16 protein-coding genes are annotated in these 17398 nt (G+C 68.2%); 9 read left to right on the top strand and 7 right to left on the bottom strand.

Annotation, left to right across the window (positions count from 1 at the left end; translation table 11 throughout):
* Window positions 1-67: 67 nt before the first annotated feature.
* Entirely contained in the window at window positions 68-1357 is a 1290-nt protein-coding gene (locus tag ACP69V_RS14940) for an aspartate kinase (protein WP_426024550.1), read from the bottom strand.
* A 56-nt stretch (window positions 1358-1413) separates the two neighbouring features.
* Here ACP69V_RS14940 and ubiG point away from each other — a divergent pair, with 56 nt between their 5' ends.
* Window positions 1414-2232, top strand: coding sequence for a bifunctional 2-polyprenyl-6-hydroxyphenol methylase/3-demethylubiquinol 3-O-methyltransferase UbiG (gene ubiG / locus ACP69V_RS14935; protein WP_426024549.1), 819 nt, complete (start codon window positions 1414-1416; stop codon window positions 2230-2232).
* A gap of 188 nt (window positions 2233-2420) precedes the next feature.
* Here the strand turns inward: ubiG and ACP69V_RS14930 are convergent, their stop codons facing one another.
* Window positions 2421-4466, bottom strand: coding sequence for an OPT family oligopeptide transporter (locus ACP69V_RS14930; protein ID WP_426024548.1), 2046 nt, complete (start codon window positions 4464-4466; stop codon window positions 2421-2423).
* A 59-nt stretch (window positions 4467-4525) separates the two neighbouring features.
* A complete protein-coding gene (locus tag ACP69V_RS14925) occupies window positions 4526-5308 on the bottom strand; it encodes a phosphatase PAP2 family protein (protein ID WP_426024547.1) in 783 nt (260 codons plus the stop codon).
* A 128-nt stretch (window positions 5309-5436) separates the two neighbouring features.
* Here ACP69V_RS14925 and mutM point away from each other — a divergent pair, with 128 nt between their 5' ends.
* From mutM to ACP69V_RS14900, 5 genes are read left to right on the top strand one after another with little or no spacing between them, the layout of a single operon-like run.
* Window positions 5437-6300, top strand: a complete 864-nt coding sequence (gene mutM, locus ACP69V_RS14920; RefSeq protein ID WP_426024546.1) for a bifunctional DNA-formamidopyrimidine glycosylase/DNA-(apurinic or apyrimidinic site) lyase — start codon at window positions 5437-5439, stop codon at window positions 6298-6300.
* Window positions 6301-6304: 4 nt separating this feature from the next.
* The gene (locus ACP69V_RS14915; RefSeq protein WP_426024545.1) at window positions 6305-6844 is read left to right on the top strand and encodes a DUF1697 domain-containing protein; all 540 of its coding nucleotides are present in this window, start codon (window positions 6305-6307) and stop codon (window positions 6842-6844) included.
* A gap of 3 nt (window positions 6845-6847) precedes the next feature.
* Entirely contained in the window at window positions 6848-7291 is a 444-nt protein-coding gene (locus ACP69V_RS14910; RefSeq protein WP_426024544.1) for a hypothetical protein, read from the top strand.
* A gap of 47 nt (window positions 7292-7338) precedes the next feature.
* Entirely contained in the window at window positions 7339-8127 is a 789-nt protein-coding gene (locus ACP69V_RS14905; protein WP_426024543.1) for an enoyl-CoA hydratase-related protein, read from the top strand.
* 52 nt (window positions 8128-8179) lie between these two features.
* On the top strand, window positions 8180-9100 hold the full coding sequence (locus tag ACP69V_RS14900; RefSeq protein WP_426024542.1) for an alpha/beta fold hydrolase: 921 nt from the start codon (window positions 8180-8182) through the stop codon (window positions 9098-9100).
* A gap of 179 nt (window positions 9101-9279) precedes the next feature.
* On the opposite strand, the gene ACP69V_RS14895 is transcribed toward ACP69V_RS14900, so the two are convergent.
* The 3 genes from ACP69V_RS14895 to ACP69V_RS14885 all read right to left on the bottom strand — a co-directional run bounded on the left by ACP69V_RS14895 (window position 9280) and on the right by ACP69V_RS14885 (window position 12445).
* Window positions 9280-11442, bottom strand: a complete 2163-nt coding sequence (locus tag ACP69V_RS14895) for a protein-disulfide reductase DsbD family protein (RefSeq protein ID WP_426024541.1) — start codon at window positions 11440-11442, stop codon at window positions 9280-9282.
* Between the two features lie 90 nt (window positions 11443-11532).
* Complete coding sequence (locus tag ACP69V_RS14890; protein WP_426024540.1) at window positions 11533-11973, bottom strand: OmpA family protein; 441 nt, start codon at window positions 11971-11973, stop codon at window positions 11533-11535.
* Window positions 11974-12091: 118 nt separating this feature from the next.
* Window positions 12092-12445: a glycine zipper domain-containing protein gene (locus tag ACP69V_RS14885; RefSeq protein ID WP_135194456.1), complete on the bottom strand. Its 354-nt coding sequence runs from the start codon at window positions 12443-12445 to the stop codon at window positions 12092-12094.
* 134 nt (window positions 12446-12579) lie between these two features.
* On the opposite strand from ACP69V_RS14885, the gene ACP69V_RS14880 reads away from it, so the two are divergent.
* On the top strand, window positions 12580-13515 hold the full coding sequence (locus ACP69V_RS14880) for a diacylglycerol/lipid kinase family protein (RefSeq protein ID WP_426024539.1): 936 nt from the start codon (window positions 12580-12582) through the stop codon (window positions 13513-13515).
* Window positions 13515-14366, top strand: coding sequence for a metallophosphoesterase family protein (locus ACP69V_RS14875; RefSeq protein WP_426024538.1), 852 nt, complete (start codon window positions 13515-13517; stop codon window positions 14364-14366). The genes ACP69V_RS14880 and ACP69V_RS14875 overlap by 1 nt, the downstream gene beginning before the upstream one ends.
* 159 nt (window positions 14367-14525) lie before the next feature.
* On the opposite strand, the gene ACP69V_RS14870 is transcribed toward ACP69V_RS14875, so the two are convergent.
* A complete protein-coding gene (locus ACP69V_RS14870; protein ID WP_425981694.1) occupies window positions 14526-15971 on the bottom strand; it encodes an AMP nucleosidase in 1446 nt (481 codons plus the stop codon).
* 128 nt (window positions 15972-16099) lie between these two features.
* Between ACP69V_RS14870 and ACP69V_RS14865 the strand changes: the two genes are divergently transcribed.
* Window positions 16100-17362 carry a multidrug effflux MFS transporter gene (locus ACP69V_RS14865; protein WP_426024537.1) on the top strand — a complete coding sequence of 421 codons (1263 nt, stop codon included), beginning with the start codon at window positions 16100-16102 and terminating at the stop codon, window positions 17360-17362.
* Window positions 17363-17398 lie beyond the last annotated feature (36 nt).

Genomic DNA, 17398 nt, shown 5'->3' with positions numbered 1-17398 from the left:
CGCGCCGCCTGCCGGCATCATGTCTCCCGCGCCCTTTTCGTGGATATAGGCGCCCTGTTCAGATCACCTATACCGCGTCCAGGCCGTAAGCCGAATGCAGCGCCCGAACCGCCAGTTCGGCGTAGGCGGCGTCGATCAGCACGCTGATCTTGATCTCCGACGTCGAGATGGCCTGGAACTTGACGCCCTTGTCGGCCAGGGCCCGGAACATCAGCTGGGCGACGCCCGCATGGCTGCGCATGCCGACGCCGACGACCGAGACCTTGGCCACGTCCTCGTCGATGCGGATCTCCTCGAAGCCGAGTTGCGCCTGGCTGGCCGTCATCAGCTCGGCGGCGCGCACGGCGTCGCGGCGGCCCGTGGTGAAGGTCAGGTTGACGGTGCCGGCCGTGCGCGACTGGCTCTGCACGATCATGTCGACATTGACGTTGGCCTCGGCCAGACGCGTGAAGACGTCGGCGGGGGCGTCCACGCGGTCGGACAGGCCCAGCAGGGTGATGCGGGCCTCGTCACGGCTCATGGTCACACCGGACACGATACGTTTTTCCACGATCTCCTCCTCGTCGCAGATCAGGGTTCCACCCTTGTCGGGCATGACGCCATTTGCGTCGGGTTCGATAAAGCTTGAAAGCACGCGCACCGGGACTTGCTTGGCCATGGCCAGCTCGACCGAGCGGGTCTGCAGCACCTTGGCCCCCAGGGACGCCATCTCCAGCATCTCTTCGTACGACACCTTGGCCAGGCGCCGCGCGCGGCTCTCGATGCGCGGGTCGGTCGTATAGACGCCGTCCACGTCGGTATAGATGTCGCACGGCGCGCCCAGGGCCGCCGCCACGGCGACCGCCGAGGTGTCGGAACCGCCCCGGCCCAGGGTGGTGATCTTGCCGTCCGTCGTCACGCCCTGGAAACCGGGGACGATGGCGATCTCGCCCGAATCGACGGCGGCGCCCAGCTTCTCGCCGGGGATGTCGATGATACGGGCGCGGGCGTGGGCGTCGTCGGTGATGATCGGCACCTGCCAGCCCATCCATGAGCGGGCGTTGAGACCCATGTTGCGCAGGGTCGCAGCCAGAAGGCCCGAGGTGACCTGTTCGCCCGAGGCGACCACCACGTCATATTCGTCGTCGCTGAGCGGCAGGCCCGAGGCCGCCGGACCGGCGCCGTCGGTCCAGGCGACCAGTTCGTTGGTCTTGCCCGCCATGGCCGAGACGACGACGGCGACCTTCTTGCCTGCAGAAACCTCTGCCGCGACGATCCGCGCCGCACGGCGAATGCGTTCGAGGTCGCCCATCGAGGTGCCGCCGAACTTCATCACCAGTCGTGTCGTATCAGATCGTGAAGAATCAGGCCGCGTCATCGTGGCGTTCCGCCCCCTGCTTGCGTGAAAGGGCGCGAAGGTTCATCCCTCGCGTCATGACCGCTTCTAGCGACGCCGCACCGTCTCGCCTACCCCGCGAAGGGCATGGTTTTTCGCAAAATTCGTCCGAGGGCGCGTTCGGTGCATCGATCGACCCCGCCGACGTGGCCCGGTTCTCGGCCCAGGCGGCCGAATGGTGGGACGCAAAGGGGCCGTTCGCGCCTTTGCACCGGTTCAATCCGGCGCGTCTGGCCCTGATCCGCGACCAGCTTTGCACGCGCCTGGGCCGCGATCCCAAGGCGCGCGCGCCCTTCGAGGGCCTGACCCTGCTGGACGTCGGCTGCGGCGGCGGACTGATCGCCGAACCGATGCGGCGGATGGGGTTCGCCGTCACCGCCATCGACGCCTCGTCCGAGAACATTGGCACGGCGCGGGCGCACGCCGACATGGTCGGGTTGGACATCGCCTACCGCGCCGCAACCGTCGAACAGATCGAGGCCGAGGGGGCTGGGCCGTTCGACGTGGTCCTGACCATGGAGGTGATCGAGCACGTCGCCGATCCTGAAGCCTTCGTGCGCGCCTGTTCGCGCCTGGTCCGGCCCGGCGGGATCATGATGGTCGCTACGCTGAACCGAACCTTGAAATCCCTGGCCCTGGGCAAGGTCGCGGCGGAATACATCCTGCGCTGGGTGCCGGCCGGGACGCACGACTGGCGTCAGTTCCTGAAACCCGACGAGATACGGTTGATGCTGTCGCAGGAGGCTGTGACGGTCGAGGGGCCGTACGGCCTGAACTACGATCCGCTGAACGACCGCTGGAGCCAGACCGACGACGCGGGCATCAACTATATGATGGTGGCGACGCGGGCGGCCTAGAAACTCTCCCTCCCCGTTCCGGGGAGGGTCGTCGCGCAGCGACGGGGTGGGGGCGGCCCGGCAGGGACGCACTTGCCTGATCAAAAGCAGATCGGCGGGGCGTCGCTCTGCCGCCCCCACCCGGCTTCGCCTGCGGCTCAGCCACCCTCCCCCGCAGGGGGAGGGAGAGGCGTCATCTTACGTCAGGCTCAGACCTTCTCGGCCCGTTTGCGCGTCCAGCTGTAAAGCCCGAACACCGCCGCTGCGAAGACGACGATCCCGGCCAGCATGGCGGGCCAGCCGGAGCCTTCCGGGATCATGGCGAAGGGCGCTTCGCTGTTCGTGCCGACGATGACGCTGGCGTAGAAGACGCCGAACAGGCTCTCGCCCACGATCAGGCCGGACGCCAGCAGCACGCCCATGCGGCGCGCCACGTCGGCGAACCGGGTCGTCTTGACCGCCTTGTCGTAGAGCCAGCCGACCACGGCGCCGATGACCAGCATGGTCGTCACGGCCGCCGGCAGATAAAAGCCGATGCCCACGGCCAGGGGCGGCAACTTGACCTTGCCCTTGGTCGATTTGGATACGACGGCGTCCAGCACGATGATGACCACGCCGATCACCGCGCCCAGGCCGATCAGGTCCCAGCGCAGGTCGCCGCCGATGACGCCGCGCGCCAAGGCGGAGATCAGTGTGGCTTGAGGCGCCGCCAGCGGCTCGTTGGCGATGCCGGGAGGGCCGCCCTCGAACCCGAAGGCGCCGTTCAGCTTGTTCAGGATGAAGGGGATGACCAGGGCGCCGGCGATGACGCCGACGATCAGGGCCAGCTGCTGGCGCCACGGCGTGGCGTCGACCAACTGGCCGGTCTTCAGGTCCTGAAGGTTGTCGTTGGCGATGACGGCGACGGCGAAGACGACCGCCGTCACGATCAGGGCGAAGGCGATGATGGAGCCGTCGGCGGGCACGCCTGCGATCTTCATCACGCCCAGCATCAGCAGCGAGGCGACGATGATGGCCAGGATGCCGACGCCGGACACCGGGCTGTTGGACGATCCGATCAGGCCCGCCATATATCCGCAGATGGCGGCGACCGCGAAACCGATCAGCACCACATAGACCAGGCCGCCGATGACCAAGAGGGGCGCGGACGCCGCCAGCGTCGGCGAGGCCAGGGCGATCCAAGTCAACAGTCCGGCGATGGCGATCAGGGCCGCGACCGAGACGGCGCCGACGATCTTGATCGGAATGTCCTGTTCAGCGCGTTCCAGCACCTCGCCGTGCGAACGTTTGGACTGGGCCGCCAGGGCCGATGTCAGGCCGCCGATCAGCGGGCCGGCCAGCTTGATCAGGGTCCAGATCGCGGCCACGCCGATGACGCCGGCGCCCATGAACCGCACTTCGCGGCTCCAGACCGTCATGGCCAGTTCCTCGGCAGGCGTGCCGGCCGGCAGGGTCGCGGCGATGGAGGGCAGGCCGTGCGTCGTCAGCCAGGCGATAGTGTCCGGGCTGGTCAGGATCGGCACGGCGATGACCCAGGCCAGGATCAGGCCGAACAGTTGCGCCAGGCCGACCGTCAGGCCGATCAGGTGCCCGGCGCCCAACAGGGCGAACTGCATGCCGAAACCGACGCCGGTGGCCCCGCCGCCCAGGGCGGCCGGAAGCTTGAAGAACCTGGCCGCCTCGCCCGCAAAGACACGGCCGGCGACCAGCAGGGCGTAGCCCGACGACACCACGGCGCCGGCGACCACGACCCACAGGCCGGACTTGTTCTCGCGCACGGCGCTTTCGGTCTGTTCGGCGCCGCGCGAGCCGACCTTCAGCACCTCGGCGGCGGCGACGCCTTCGGGATAGGGCAGGCCGCCGTTGGTCACCAGGGCGCGTCGCAGCGGGATCGAGAAGGTCACGCCCAGAATGCCGCCGAAGATGCAGATCAGCGTCGATTCCCAGAACGGAAACTCCAGCCACCAGCCGATCATCACCAGGCCGGGCAGGACGAAGATGATCGAACTCATGGCGCCGCCGACCGAGGCGACGGTCTGGACGGTCATGTTCTCCCAGATGGTCGATGTGCGGAACCCGCGCAGGATGGCCATCGAAATGACCGCCGCCGGGATGGCCGAGGCGAAGGTCAGACCCACCTTCAGGCCCAGGTAGGTGTTGGCGGCGGTGAAGACCACCGCCAGCAAAACGCCCAGCACCAGGGCGCGAAGCGTCAGTTCAAGCCGACCCTTGGGGGCGGCGGCGGCGTCTGTCATCTGCGAATTCCCACGTTCGCGCGGACGTAAGCGCATTATGTCGCAGGCGGCAACGGGTCTCAGGCGATCGCGATGTTCAGGACACGGAGCTTGCGCCGTCGAAGCGCCGCCGAGGCGATCTTCAGGCCGCGATAAAGCACGGCCAGCACCAGGGCCGTCACCGCCCACGACAGCAGCACGTCCGACAGGAAATGGCCGCCGAAGACGATGCGGTTGGCCGACAGGCTGACGGCATAGGCCAGGGCCAGCCCGCCCGCGACGGGCCGCCAGCGACGCGGCACCAGCACCAAAGCCGCCGCCACCATCCAGGCCGCGCCCGCCCCCTCGCCCGAGATGAAGGAACAGTTGGACTGACACGCCGTGCTGGGCAGCCAGGCGGCGGTGAAGCGCTCGTCGCCGCCGAAGACCCGCACGTCGATCGGTCGCGCCCGACCCCAGATGTCCTTGAACAGGCCGTTGACCACCAGTCCCGGCCCCAGGGCCAGACCCGCGATCACGAACAGGGCCCTGCGCCCCGCCAGATCGGCCTTTCGCCGCCGCAGCAACCGCCAGACCCACCGTCCAATCGCCGCCAGCAGCATCAGCGACATCACCAGGGTTGAGCTCTTGCGCAGGGCGCGCAGCATCGGATCGTGGGACAGATAAAAGCCGTCCTGCGTCCGGTGGAACAGGCCGCTGACCGCCAGGTCCACGCCGGGGAACAGCAAAAAGGCGGCGCTCAGTGCCACGATGGCGGCGGCGGCGAGGATGGCCGTCTCCTCGCTGGACGGCCGTATCCGCCATCGAAAGGCGACAGGCTTTCGCAGGGTCGGCGGGATGGCGTCGGCGGTGAAGTCCGTCATGATCGTCCCCCCGGATCGTCGTCCGCCCTCCATGCCCTCTAGGCGTGTCGGCGCCGTGTCGATCTTGCGACGACCCCATGATGTGCGACCTGGCTTGGCGGGGCCGCACGGGCGGGCTAGGACCGCTCATGCCTGAACTTCCCGAGGTCGAAACCGTCCGACGCGGCCTGACGCCGGTGCTGGAGGGCGCGCGGCTGTCGCGGGTCAGGATCAACCGGCCTGACCTGCGTTTTCCCTTCCCCGAGCGGTTCGTCGAACGGCTGGAGGGGGTGACGGTCCAGCGGATCGATCGCCGGGCCAAATATCTGCTCATGCCGCTGTCGACCGGCGAGACCTGGATCACGCACTTAGGGATGACCGGCCGCTTCACCCTGGACGGAACCCTGCTGGGCGAGTTCGAGGAGGCGGCGCCCATCGCCGGAAAGCACGAGCATTTCAGCGGCTGCGCCATCCGCGATGGGGCGGCGACCCGCATCGGCTATGCCGACGCCCGCCGGTTCGGCTTCATGGGCCTGATCCCCACCGACAAGGTCGAGACCCATCCCTGGTTCGCCGGCCTGGGCCCCGAACCCCTCAGCAACGGTTTTTCCGGCGCGCATCTGGTCGAGGCGTTCGCGGGCAAGAAGCAGAACATCAAAGTCAGCCTGCTGGACCAGCGGATCGTGTCCGGCCTGGGCAATATCTATGTGTGCGAGGCGCTTTACCGCGCGCGCATCTCGCCCCTGGTCGCGGCCGGCAAGGTGTCGAAGGCGCGGCTGGAACGCCTGGCGACCGAGGTCCGCAACGTGCTGGACGACGCCATCGCGGCGGGCGGCTCGACTTTGCGCGACTTCGCCAACGCCGAGGGCGGCCAGGGCTATTTCCAGCATCGGTTCGACGTCTATGGCCGCGAGGGCGAGCCGTGTCGCGGCGACAAATGCACCGGCGTCGTCGCCCGCATCGTCCAGGGCGGCCGCTCCACCTTCTACTGCCCCTCCTGCCAGAAGGCGTGACGCCATGAGCGACCGCATCTGTCTGTTGCGCGGCGTCAATGTCGGCGGGGTCAAGGTTCCGATGGCCGAGCTCAAGGTCATCGCCGTCGCGTCCGGCTTCGCCCATCCCCGCACCCTGCTGGCCAGCGGCAATCTGGTGGTCGAGAGCGACGCCGAACCGGCCGATGTCGAGGCGCGGCTGGAGCAGGGGATCGCCGCCCATTTCGGCCGCCCCATCGACGTGATCGTACGCACGCCTGTGCAATGGGCGGCATTGATGGCTGCCAATCCGTTTGCGGACGAGGCCGGTCTCGACGGCTCCAAACTGCTGGTCATGGTGATGAAGGCGGGGATCAAGGACGGCGCGGTCGAGGCGCTGCGCGGCTTTGCGGCCGGCGACGAACGGATCGAGCCTGTCGGCGGCGACCTGTTCTTCTGGCATCCCGACGGCCTGGGTCGGTCGAAAATGGCGGAAAAGGCCCAGCCGCGCCTGATCGGCGCCGGCACCGGCCGAAACTGGAACACGGTGCAGAAGCTGGCCGCCATGGTCGGGCTGGAGGGCTGAGCGATGCGCAAGATCCATCTGTGGATCAGTCTGGTGGTCGGCGTCCTGGTCTGGGGCGCCTATTTCCTTCACTTCGTTCAGGGGCTGCGCGCCGGGGACCTGGGCGGTCTGGTCTGGTGGTTCGTCGCCGCCCTGATCGTCGCCGCTGTGGCCGAGGCCGCCGCCACCGGGCTGATCGCGCGCCTGTTCCGCCGCCGCGCCCGCGTGCTGGACGAGGGGCCGACGCTTCAGGCGGCGCTGAAGGCGGGGCATGTCGCCCTGATGCTGCTGGTCGGGCTGATCCTGCTCTCGGCCCTGGTTCTGGCCCTGTCGTCCGTCTTCGGCTGGACGCTGGACCTGTCGGGCGCGCGGGGTCAGGTGATCGCCGCCAATCTGCTGCTGGCCATGGTGGTCGTCGCCGAACTGGTGCGGGCGGGCCTGACCCTGGCGCTGATGCCGCGCCGCTAGATCGTCGGGCTCTGCGCCTGTATGACCGCCGTCAAAGGAGACCGACCATGGCCGACACCTATTCCAACCTGCTGATCGAACGCCACGCCGACGGCTATGCGGTGGTGACCCTGAACCGGCCCGAGGCGCTGAACGCCCTGAACTCGGCCCTGTTCAAGGACCTCGCCGACTTCCTCGACAGTGTCGAGCACGACGACAGCGTACGCTGCCTCATCCTGACCGGCTCGGGCGAAAAGGCCTTTGCCGCCGGCGCCGACATCAAGGAGATGGCGGATCAGACCTATGCCCAGATGTACACGGGCAACTATTTCGCCCTCGGCCACGACCGCATCACCCGTTTCAGGAAGCCGATCATCGCCGCCGTCAACGGTTTCGCCCTGGGCGGCGGTTGCGAGCTGGCCATGCTGTGCGACTTCATCGTCGCCTCGGACAAGGCGAAGTTCGGCCAGCCCGAGATCAACCTCGGCGTCGCCCCCGGCATCGGCGGTTCGCAGCGCCTGACCCGTCTGGTGGGCAAGTCCAAGGCCATGGACATGGTCCTGACCGCCCGCATGATGGACGCGACCGAGGCGGAACGCGCCGGCCTCGCTTCCCGCGTCTTCCCGCACGACGCCCTGATGGACGAGACGCGCAAGATCGCCGCCAGGATCGCCTCGCAAAGCCCGCTCGCCGTGATGGCGAACAAGGAAATGGTCAACGCTGCGCTGGAGACCACCTTGACGCAAGGGGTCCAGTTCGAACGCCGCCTGTTCCACTCCCTGTTCGCCTTCGAGGACCAGAAGGAGGGCATGTCCGCCTTCGTCGAAAAGCGCAAACCGGACTTCAAGGGGCGATAAGCCGCAAGCGCGCCGTCAACCGATCGCCGTGATCGGGCGTTAGGGGCGAATGATGATCCGTCTCTTCGTTTCGCTTGTCGCGACCCTGTTCGTTTTCGTCCCTGCGGCCCAGGCCCAGGCCCAGGTTCAAGCTCAAGTTCAGGGTCGGCTGCCGGTACAGGCGCCGGCCTTCAGTTCCAGCCGCATCATCGTCGAGACGCGCGGGACCGGGCCGGACATCATCTTCATCCCCGGCCTGGGCTCGACAGGATCGGCCTGGCGCTCGACGGCGGATCGGCTGGACGACCGCTACCGCGTGCATCTGGTCACCGTGCGCGGCTTCGGCGAAACCGACATCGGGGACAATGTCGGCGGCGGCCTCGCCGGTCCGGCCGCCAGCGAGATCGAACGCTATATCCGCGAGCAGCGGATCGACCGCCCCGCCGTGATCGGCCATTCGCTGGGCGGTCAGATCGCCCTGCGCGTCGCCGCTGACATGGGTGAACGGATCGGGCGGGTGATGGTGGTCGATTCCTCGCCCTTCTTCCCGTCTCTGGTGGACGCCCGCGCCACCTCGGCCCAGATCGAGCCCCTGGCCCGGCTGGGCTATCAGGCCCTGCTGCTGTTCGGCGACCAGGCGCTCAAGTCCCAGGTCGCGGCCTTTGGCGTCGATATGGGTCTGGCCGGCGACATGGTGTTCCAGGGGCTGGGCCTTCAGGGCGGCGACCGGCGCGTCCTGGCCCAGGGGCTGTATGAAGCCCTGACTGTGGACCTGCGCCCGCGCCTGTCCCAGATCAACGCCCCGGTGACTGTGGTCTATGGCTGGACCCGCGACGCCGACAGTCCCCGCAATCGGCTGGAGGGCCTGTATCGCTACGGCTTCCAGGGCCTGCCGCGCACCGCCCGGTTCGAGCGAATCGAAGGCGCCCAGCACCAGGTGATGATCGAACAGCCGCAGCGCTTCCTGGCGGCGGTACAGCGCTTCCTGAGCTGATCCTAACCTACAACTCCGTCACCCTCGGGCTCGTCCCGAGGGCCTACGGTTGTTCGGACTCAGCAGCCGACGGGTCAGACTGCATTCTGAAACACCTTGCGGTCGAGCACGCCTGAAGGTGGACCCTCGGGACGAACCCGAGGGTGACGGACGTTTGGAATGACCTTCGACTTGGCCGTCTAATTCTCCAGCGCGTCGATCACGACGCCCTCGGTCAGCAGTTGCGGCAGGATTTCCGGCTCGGCCTGACTTGGGCGATACAGCAGATACAGCGGCACCCCCGAACGGCCGTGCGCTTGCAGTTCGCGCGTGATGGCATCGTCGCGGCGGGTCCAGTCGCCGACCAGATAGGCCGCGTTCGCCTGCGTCATCGCCTTGGCGACGCGGGGCGAAGACAGGGCCGCACGCTCGTTGATCTTGCAGGTCACGCACCAGTCGGCGGTCAGGTTGACCAGCACCGGCCGTCCCGCCGCCGTCGCCTGGGCCACCGCCGCCGCCGACCAGGGCTGGGCGGCGAGCGCGCCGCTCTCGCCCTGGGGCGCGGCGTCGGCCTCGCGCGCGGCGCCCGCTGCAGCGCCCGCCAACCCAATGGCCATGACGCCGGCGACGGTCGCGCAGATCGTGGCCAGCACGGGCCGCTCGCCTCGCTGGCGGGCGGCCTGGGCCAGACCCAGCAGCCAGGCGGCGAAGGCCAGCAGCAGCGCCGCCGTCAGCAGCAGACCCAGGGCATCGACCCCGCCCTGTCGCGTGAACACCCACAACAGCCACAGCGCCGCCCCGTACATGGGAAAGGCCAGCAGGCCCTTGAGCCGCTCCATCCACACGCCCGGCCGGGGCAGGCGCGACAGCAGGCCCGGCGACAGGCTGATCGCCAGATAGGGCAGGGCCAGACCCAGCCCCAGCATCAGGAAGACCGCCAAGGCCATAGGCCAGGGCAGGACCAGGGCCGCGCCAAGGGCCGCCGCCATGAAGGGCGCGGTGCAGGGCGCCGCGACCACCACGGCCAGAACTCCGGTGAAGAAGGCGCCCGCCGCTCCGGGCAGGCGCGACAGCGGCCCCGACCCGGCGTTCTGCATCCCCGCCCCGACATGGAAGACGCCCGACAGGTTCAGCCCGACCAGCAGCATGACCAGGGCCAGGGCCGCGACCACGCCCGGCGACTGAAGCTGGAACCCCCAGCCGATCGCCTGACCCGCCGCCCTCAGCGCCAGCAGCGCCCCCGCCAGCACCAGGAAGCTGACCAGCACCCCGGCGGTGAAGGCCAGGCCGTCGCGCCGCGCCCGCGCTGGATCGTGCGCCGCCGCCGACAGCGACGCCGCCTTCATCGCCAGGACGGGGAAGACGCAGGGCATCAGGTTCAGCACCAACCCGCCCAGCAGGGCCAGACCCAGGGCCTGGAGAAAGACCAGCACGCCTGTCCTGGCCGGCGCCGATGTCGCCTCGTCCAGCGGCGCCAATGCGCCCTGTCCCTGCGCGCCCGCCAGCGGCGCACCGGGCTGGGCCGTGATTTCCCACGCGCCCTTGTCGGTCGCCAGGACGCCGCTCAGGGGCGAAGACGCCGCCTCTCGACCGGAGGTCAGCGTCACGCTCACGCCGTTGGGGCCTCGGGTTCCCGGCTGGGCGGCGGCATGGTCGATCCGTCCGCCCTCATAGGGGTAGAAATAGACTTGGCCGATGTCCGCGCCGGCCAGAGGTCCGCCCGTCGCGGTCAGGGTCAGCTTGCCGGCTTCGGCCGTGACGCGCGCCTCGATGCCGGCCGGGCGCGGCGCGGTCTCGACCAGCCGTTCGATGTCGCCGCCCCACGGTTTCGCCAGCGGCGCGGCGCCGTCGCGCACCGGCAGGGCCAGCGACAGGGTCAGCGGCTCGGGCACGCACATCTGGTCGCTGCACACCAGGAACAGCACGTCCGTCGTCAGGGTCAGCACCTCGCCCGGCCGCGCTGACGCCGGTACATGGATTGGCACGGGCAGCAGGACCGCGCCCGAATAGCCGTAGTTCATCAGACTCATCAGCCGCTGGCGGCTGGGCAGGGGCCACAGGATCGGATCGGCCGTGACGCCGTCGGGCAGGGTCCAGACCAGGCTGGTCGCCCCGCCGCTGTCGCCCGGATTGCGCCAATAGGTGTGCCAGCCCGGCGCGATCTTCTGGCGCACGGCGACCACGGTGGTCGAACCAGGCGCGACCCACTGCGACATCGGGACCAGTTCGGCCTCGATCCGCGCGGTCCTTTGCGGGCCGAAGGCGACGAGGCCGGAAGGCTGGCTCTGGACCGGCTGGGCCTGAACCGTCGAGAGCGACAGCAGGCACAGCAACAGACCGGCGAGAAAGACGAGGGGACGCAAAGGGCGATTTCCGACGTTGGAGGCGGCCGCAACCTAGTCCCTCGGTCGCCCCCGCGCCATCACCTCATCGCCGCAGTTCTGGCGCGCAGATCAACGCGGCGAGGTCTCGATGAACACCTCGGCGCGGCGGCGCAGCAGTTCGTCCGCGCCCGAGGCGTTGACGGCGCCCGCATCGCCGGCGGCGTTCACTTCAAAAGCCGGCGCCGGCATGCCCGCGCGGGTCAAAGCGTCGGCCACGGCAAGCGCACGGCGTTGCGACAGGCTCAGATTGGCCTCGACCGTGCCGGTCGCATCGGCCAGGCCCAGCACCCGAACATGGTTCACGCGGCATTCCTTGGCCTTTTCGGCGGCGGTCTGCAGCAACACCGTGGCGGCGTCGGTCAGTCGCGCCTGGTTCTCCACGAAATAGACGTCGAACCGGCCCGAGACGCAGGGCGATTCCCCGACCACCAGCGCCGTCCGCTTCGGCGTCGGCGCGCACGCCGCCAGCAGTCCCATCGCCAGCATCGCCAGCCCAGTCGATCGCTTCATCACAGCCCTCCCCGGCTTCGCCGGCCCATTACGCAAAAGAGGCGGCCCGTCCTTCGACAAGCCGCCCCTTCAACCTAGCGCCGGTCGCTGACTTTCGCGACCGGCATCTGATCAGTGATCAATAACGGCGCTGACCGTTGTCCCAGTAGCACTCGTCCTGGCGATTATCGTAGCAGTAATAGTAACGACCTTGATTGTCGCGGTAGCGCTGCTGGTTGTTGCGATCCTGGTTGGAACCGCGGACCGCGCCGGCTGCGCCGCCCAGGGCGCCGCCGATCAGGGCGCCGGTGGCTGCGTTGCCGCCGCCGACGTTGTTGCCGATGATGGCGCCGGCGACAGCGCCGAGGCCGGCGCCGATGGCGCCTTGGCGAACGGTCTGGTTGGTGCCGCCGTTGTTATAGCCGTACGGGTCGCTAGCGCAGGCCGAAGCCAGAAGGCCGGCGCCGGCAATCGCGATAATCGCCTTGTTCATGGTGAAATCCTTTGTCCCTGGGTGTCTGCCCCTAAGCCCCAAACGTATCGGTGCAGCTTGGGTTCCCCGAACACTAGACAGAATATGGTCACGCTTGTGCGGAACGCGGTGTGGCTTCGAGGCGTTCGGCCGCCATGACAGACGTCTCCCTATCGAACCCCGACGCCGCCGAACGGCCTGCGTTGACGCCTCACGCGGCGCTGAAACACGCCGTGATGCTGGTCAATCCCCTCTCGGGCAGCGTCGGGCCGCGCGCCGCCGACGAGGCCGAGGCGATCCTGGCCGGCTATGATCTGAAGGCGCAGGTCATGACGTTCGAGGGCGGCAACTTCGATCAGATCATCGCCGACGCCTTCGCCGCCAAACCCGACGTGATCTTCGTCCTGGCCGGGGACGGCACCGCACGCTCGGTGGCGTCCAAGGCCAGCCCCAACGGTCCGATGATCGCCCCCCTGCCGGGCGGGACCATGAATATGCTGCCCAAGGCGCTGTATGGCACGGCCGACTGGAAGCTGGCCCTGAAGCGCGCGCTGGAGGAGGGCGAGCCCCAGGCCGTCTCGGGCGGCGAGGTCCAGGGCGAATATTTCTACTGCGCGGCCATCCTGGGGTCGCCCGCCCTGTGGGCGCCGGCGCGCGAGGCCATGCGGACCGGCAAGATCAAGCTGGCCTGGCAATATGGGCGGCGGGCGTTGAAACGCGCCTTCTCGGGTCGGCTGCGCTTCAGCCTGGACGGCGGCGAGAAACGGCGCACCGAGGCGCTTGTGCTCATCAGCCCGATGATCTCCAAGGCGATGGAAGATCCCATTGGACTGGAGGCGGCCGCCATGGACCCCAGCGACACGACCCAGGCCTTCCGTCTCGCCGCCACGGCCCTGTTCAGCGACTGGCGCCAGGACCCGGCCGTCTCGACCCGGCCGGCCAAGCTGATCGAGGTGCGCGCGCGCTCCAAGATCCCCGCCGTGATCGACGGCGAGCCGCTGCTGCTCAAGCCCGAGGCCGTCATCCGCTTCGTGCCCAAGGCCTTCAAGGCCCTGGCGCCACGGCCGCCTTCGGCCGAGGACAGCATCTAGTGGGTCGTATTCTCCAGTTTTCCGACGTTCACTTCGGTTGCGAACACAAACACGCCTGCGCCGCCGCCCTGGAATACGCCCACGCCACGCCCAACGACCTGGTGCTGATCACCGGCGACATCACCCAGAAAGGGTTCCCGGACGAGTTCACGGCCGCCGGCGAATGGATGCGGGCCATGCCCGAACCGCGCTTCGTCATCGTTGGCAATCACGACGTGCCCTATTGGGACGCCGTCGCGCGGGTGCTTCATCCGTGGCGCGCGTTCGAGACCGCGACGGGCTTTCCGGCGCATGACGGTCAGTTCCTGGGCAAGGACGTCATGGTGCGTGGCGTGGTCACGGCGCGCGGCTGGCAGGCGCGACCCAACTGGTCCAAGGGCGTCATCGACCTGGATCAGACGCGGCGCGCGGCCGAGGCGTTGCGCCAGGCGCCGATCGGCACGCTGAGAATCCTGGCCTGCCACCATCCGCTGATCGAAATGGTCGGCACGCCGATGACCGGCGACGTCAAGCGCGGCGACGAGGCCGCGCTGATCTTCGCCGAGGCCGGCGTCGATCTGATCATGACGGGCCACGTCCATGTCCCCTTCGCCATGCCGATCCCGCTGGCCGACCGCTGCTCCTACGCCGTCGGATGCGGGACCCTGTCGCACCGCGAGCGGGGGGCGCCGCCAGGCTTCAACCAGATCGACTGGGACGCCAAGACCATCACGGTCACGGCCCTGGCCTGGGATGGCTCAAGCTATCGCTCCCACCAGATCTGGCGACTGCCCCGTCGTCAGGACACTCGAAAGGCCGCCACCGCGCCCAGCCCTGTCGAGCCGGGCGCGCTGGAGAAGGCGGCGATTTGAACCTGTCTCCTCCCCATTTTATGGGGAGGTGGCGCGGCGCTCTTCGCGCCGTGACGGAGGGGTTCTCACCGCATCGCAGGCGCTTGTGGGACTTTAAGAGCCCCTCCCCCACGCTTCGCGCGGTCCCCCTCCCCACAAGTGGGGAGGAGACGGTCGTGATCACCGGAACGGCGGCTCGTCGAAGGCGCGAAGCTTGCGCGAGTGCAGGCGCGGGCCTTCCTTGCGCATCAGGTCCACGGCCTGGATGCCGATCTGAAGGTGTTCGGATATCGAGCCTTCGTAGAAGCGGTTGGCCTGACCCGGCAGCTTGATCTCGCCGTGCAGCGGCTTGTCCGACACGCAAAGCAGCGTCCCGTAGGGGACGCGGAACCGATACCCTTGCGCGGCGATGGTGGCGCTTTCCATGTCGATGGCGACGGCGCGGCTCTGGTTGAAGCGCAGCGCCGACTTGGAATAGCGCAGCTCCCAGTTCCGGTCGTCGGTGGTGACCACGGTGCCGGTGCGCAGGCGCAGCTTGACCTCGTCGCCCGGCATGCCGCTGACCGACTTGGTGGCGTCGTAAAGGGCGCGCTGGACCTCTGCGATCGACGGGATCGGGATGTCCGGCGGCAGGACCGCGTCCAGCACATGGTCGTCGCGCAGATAGGCGTGGGCCAGGACATAGTCGCCGATGGTCTGGCTGGCGCGTAAGCCCCCGCAGTGACCGATCATCAGCCAGACGTGCGGGCGGGTGACGGCCAGGTGATCCGTGATCGTCTTGGCGTTGGACGGGCCGACGCCGATGTTGACCAGGGTCACGCCCTTATGGCCCGGCGCGGTCAGGTGATAGGCCGGCATCTGGTGCTTCTTCCAGGCCGTGTCGCTGATCGCCGCCTCGGGGTTGGGCGTGTCGCGCGTGATGACCACGCCGCCGGCGCAGGACAGGGTCTCATACGGCGAGCCCGGCGTCTGAAGCTGTTCGATGGCCCAGCGCACGAACTCGTCGACATAGCGATTGTAGTTGGTGAACAGGACATAGGACTGAACGTCATCCACCGGCGTGCCGGTGTAGTGTTTCAGCCGCGCCAGCGAGAAGTCGGTCCGCAAGCCGTCGAAGTGCGACAGGGGGAAGTCGCCGCCCATCTCGAACAGGCCGTCTGCGATCTCGTCGCCGATATGGGCCAGATCGGTGGTCGGGAACCAGCGCGCCAGGGCGGCCGTCATCGACCGGTCCAGCGCGACCTCCAGCCCGTCCGTCACATAGGGGAAGGGGATCTCCTGCTTGGACACCGCGACCTCGAAGGTCGCATTATATTCCTGCTCCAGCAGGCCCAGCTGTTCGGTCAGATAGGGGCGGAACAGGTCAGGCCGCGTAATGGTGGTGGCGTAGGTTCCCTGTTTCGACAGCCGGGCGTAGGCGCGCGGCTCCAGGTCCTGGGGGCGATCCCCGTCCCAGCGGATGCGAAGTTCGGGATAGGCGAACACCCCTTCGGCGCGTTTCAGCGGATCGGGCCGCGCGCCGGTGTTGACGAAATCCCGCACGGCGTCGCGCAGGTTGGTCACGGATTGGGTGTAGAGGGTTTCGAGGCGGTCCAGCGCCGCCTGTGCTGTCATCTGTTCTGTCATGACTTCCTCTAGCGAAGCTTCTTGGCTTTGGCGAGGCGCCTGGCGTTCAACCTCGGTATCGCTGCATTGCAGCAATTTATGACAGGGCGACGGTTGCAGATCGGCGCCTGACGGCGCATCTGGCCCAAATGTCTTCTTCCCTCGCGTCAGCGCCCGCCAAGAAGGAGCTCGGCTTCGTCGAGTTCGTCTGTCTCATCGCCCTGATGATGGCGCTGAACGCCCTGGCGATCGACTCGATGCTGCCGGCCCTGCCGCACATCGGCGCGGACCTGAATGTGGCGACCGACAACGACCGCCAGTGGGTGGTGACCGCCTATCTGCTCGGGTTCGGCGGGGCCCAGCTGTTCTACGGCCCGCTGGCGGACCGGTTTGGGAGGAAGCCCGTCCTGCTGTTCGGCGTGGGCGTCTATGTGGTGTTCAGCCTGCTGGCGACCCTGGCGCCGACCTTCGACACCCTGATCCTGGCGCGTATCGGCCAGGGGCTGGGCAGCGCCTGCACCCGCGTGCTGGCCGTGTCCATCGTGCGCGACCGCTACGAGGGCCGCACCATGGCGCGGGTCATGTCCTTCAGCTTCCTGGTCTTCCTGGGCGTGCCGATCCTGGCGCCGTCGCTGGGGCAACTGATCATGCTGGTCGGGCCGTGGCGCTGGATCTTCGCAGGCCTGGGCCTGATCGGCGTGGCGTTGATCGTTTGGGCGACCCTGCGCCTGCCCGAGACGCTGAAGCCCGAGGATCGTCTGCCGATCCAGTTCAAGCGTCTGACGGCGGCCTACAAGATCGCCCTGACCGACCGCACGGCCGTCGGCTACACCCTGGCCATGACGGCCATCACCGGGGCTCTGTTCGGCTTCATCAACTCGTCGCAGCAGATCTTCGCCGATGTCTTCCAGGCCGAGGCGGCGTTTCCGGCCATCTTCGCCCTGATCGCGGGCGGCATCGCCGTGGCCTCCATCGTCAATGCGCGGCTGGTGGTGAAACTGGGGTCGCGCAAGATTTCGCACACGGCCCTGATCGGCTTCACCGCCATCTCCGCCGTCCATGCCGGCGTGGCGATCAGCGGACATGAATCGATCTGGACCTTCGCCGTGCTGCAGACCCTGACCATGTTCTGTTTCGGCCTGCTGGCCGGCAACTTCGGCGCCATGGCCATGGAGACGATGGGCAAGATCGCCGGCACCGCCGCCTCGATCCAGGGCTTCATCTCCACCATCGTCGGCTCGCTGCTGGGCTTTGCAGTGGGTCAGCAGTTCAACGGCACGACCATACCCATGTCGGTGGGCTTCACCGTCTTTGGTTTGATCGCCCTAGGCTGGGTGCTGTTCGCCGAGCGGGGACGACTGTTCCGGGCCCACCATCTGCCGCCGGTCGTTCAAGCCTATAGCGAGACTTGATCTTTTCGGCGTTTCCGCGCGTTCTCCGGCCAATCG

The sequence above is a fragment of the Brevundimonas sp. PWP3-1b1 genome, assembly GCF_049896065.1.
Classification (GTDB): Bacteria; Pseudomonadota; Alphaproteobacteria; order Caulobacterales; family Caulobacteraceae; genus Brevundimonas; species Brevundimonas intermedia_B.
This window is presented reverse-complemented; position numbering and strand designations above follow the sequence as displayed.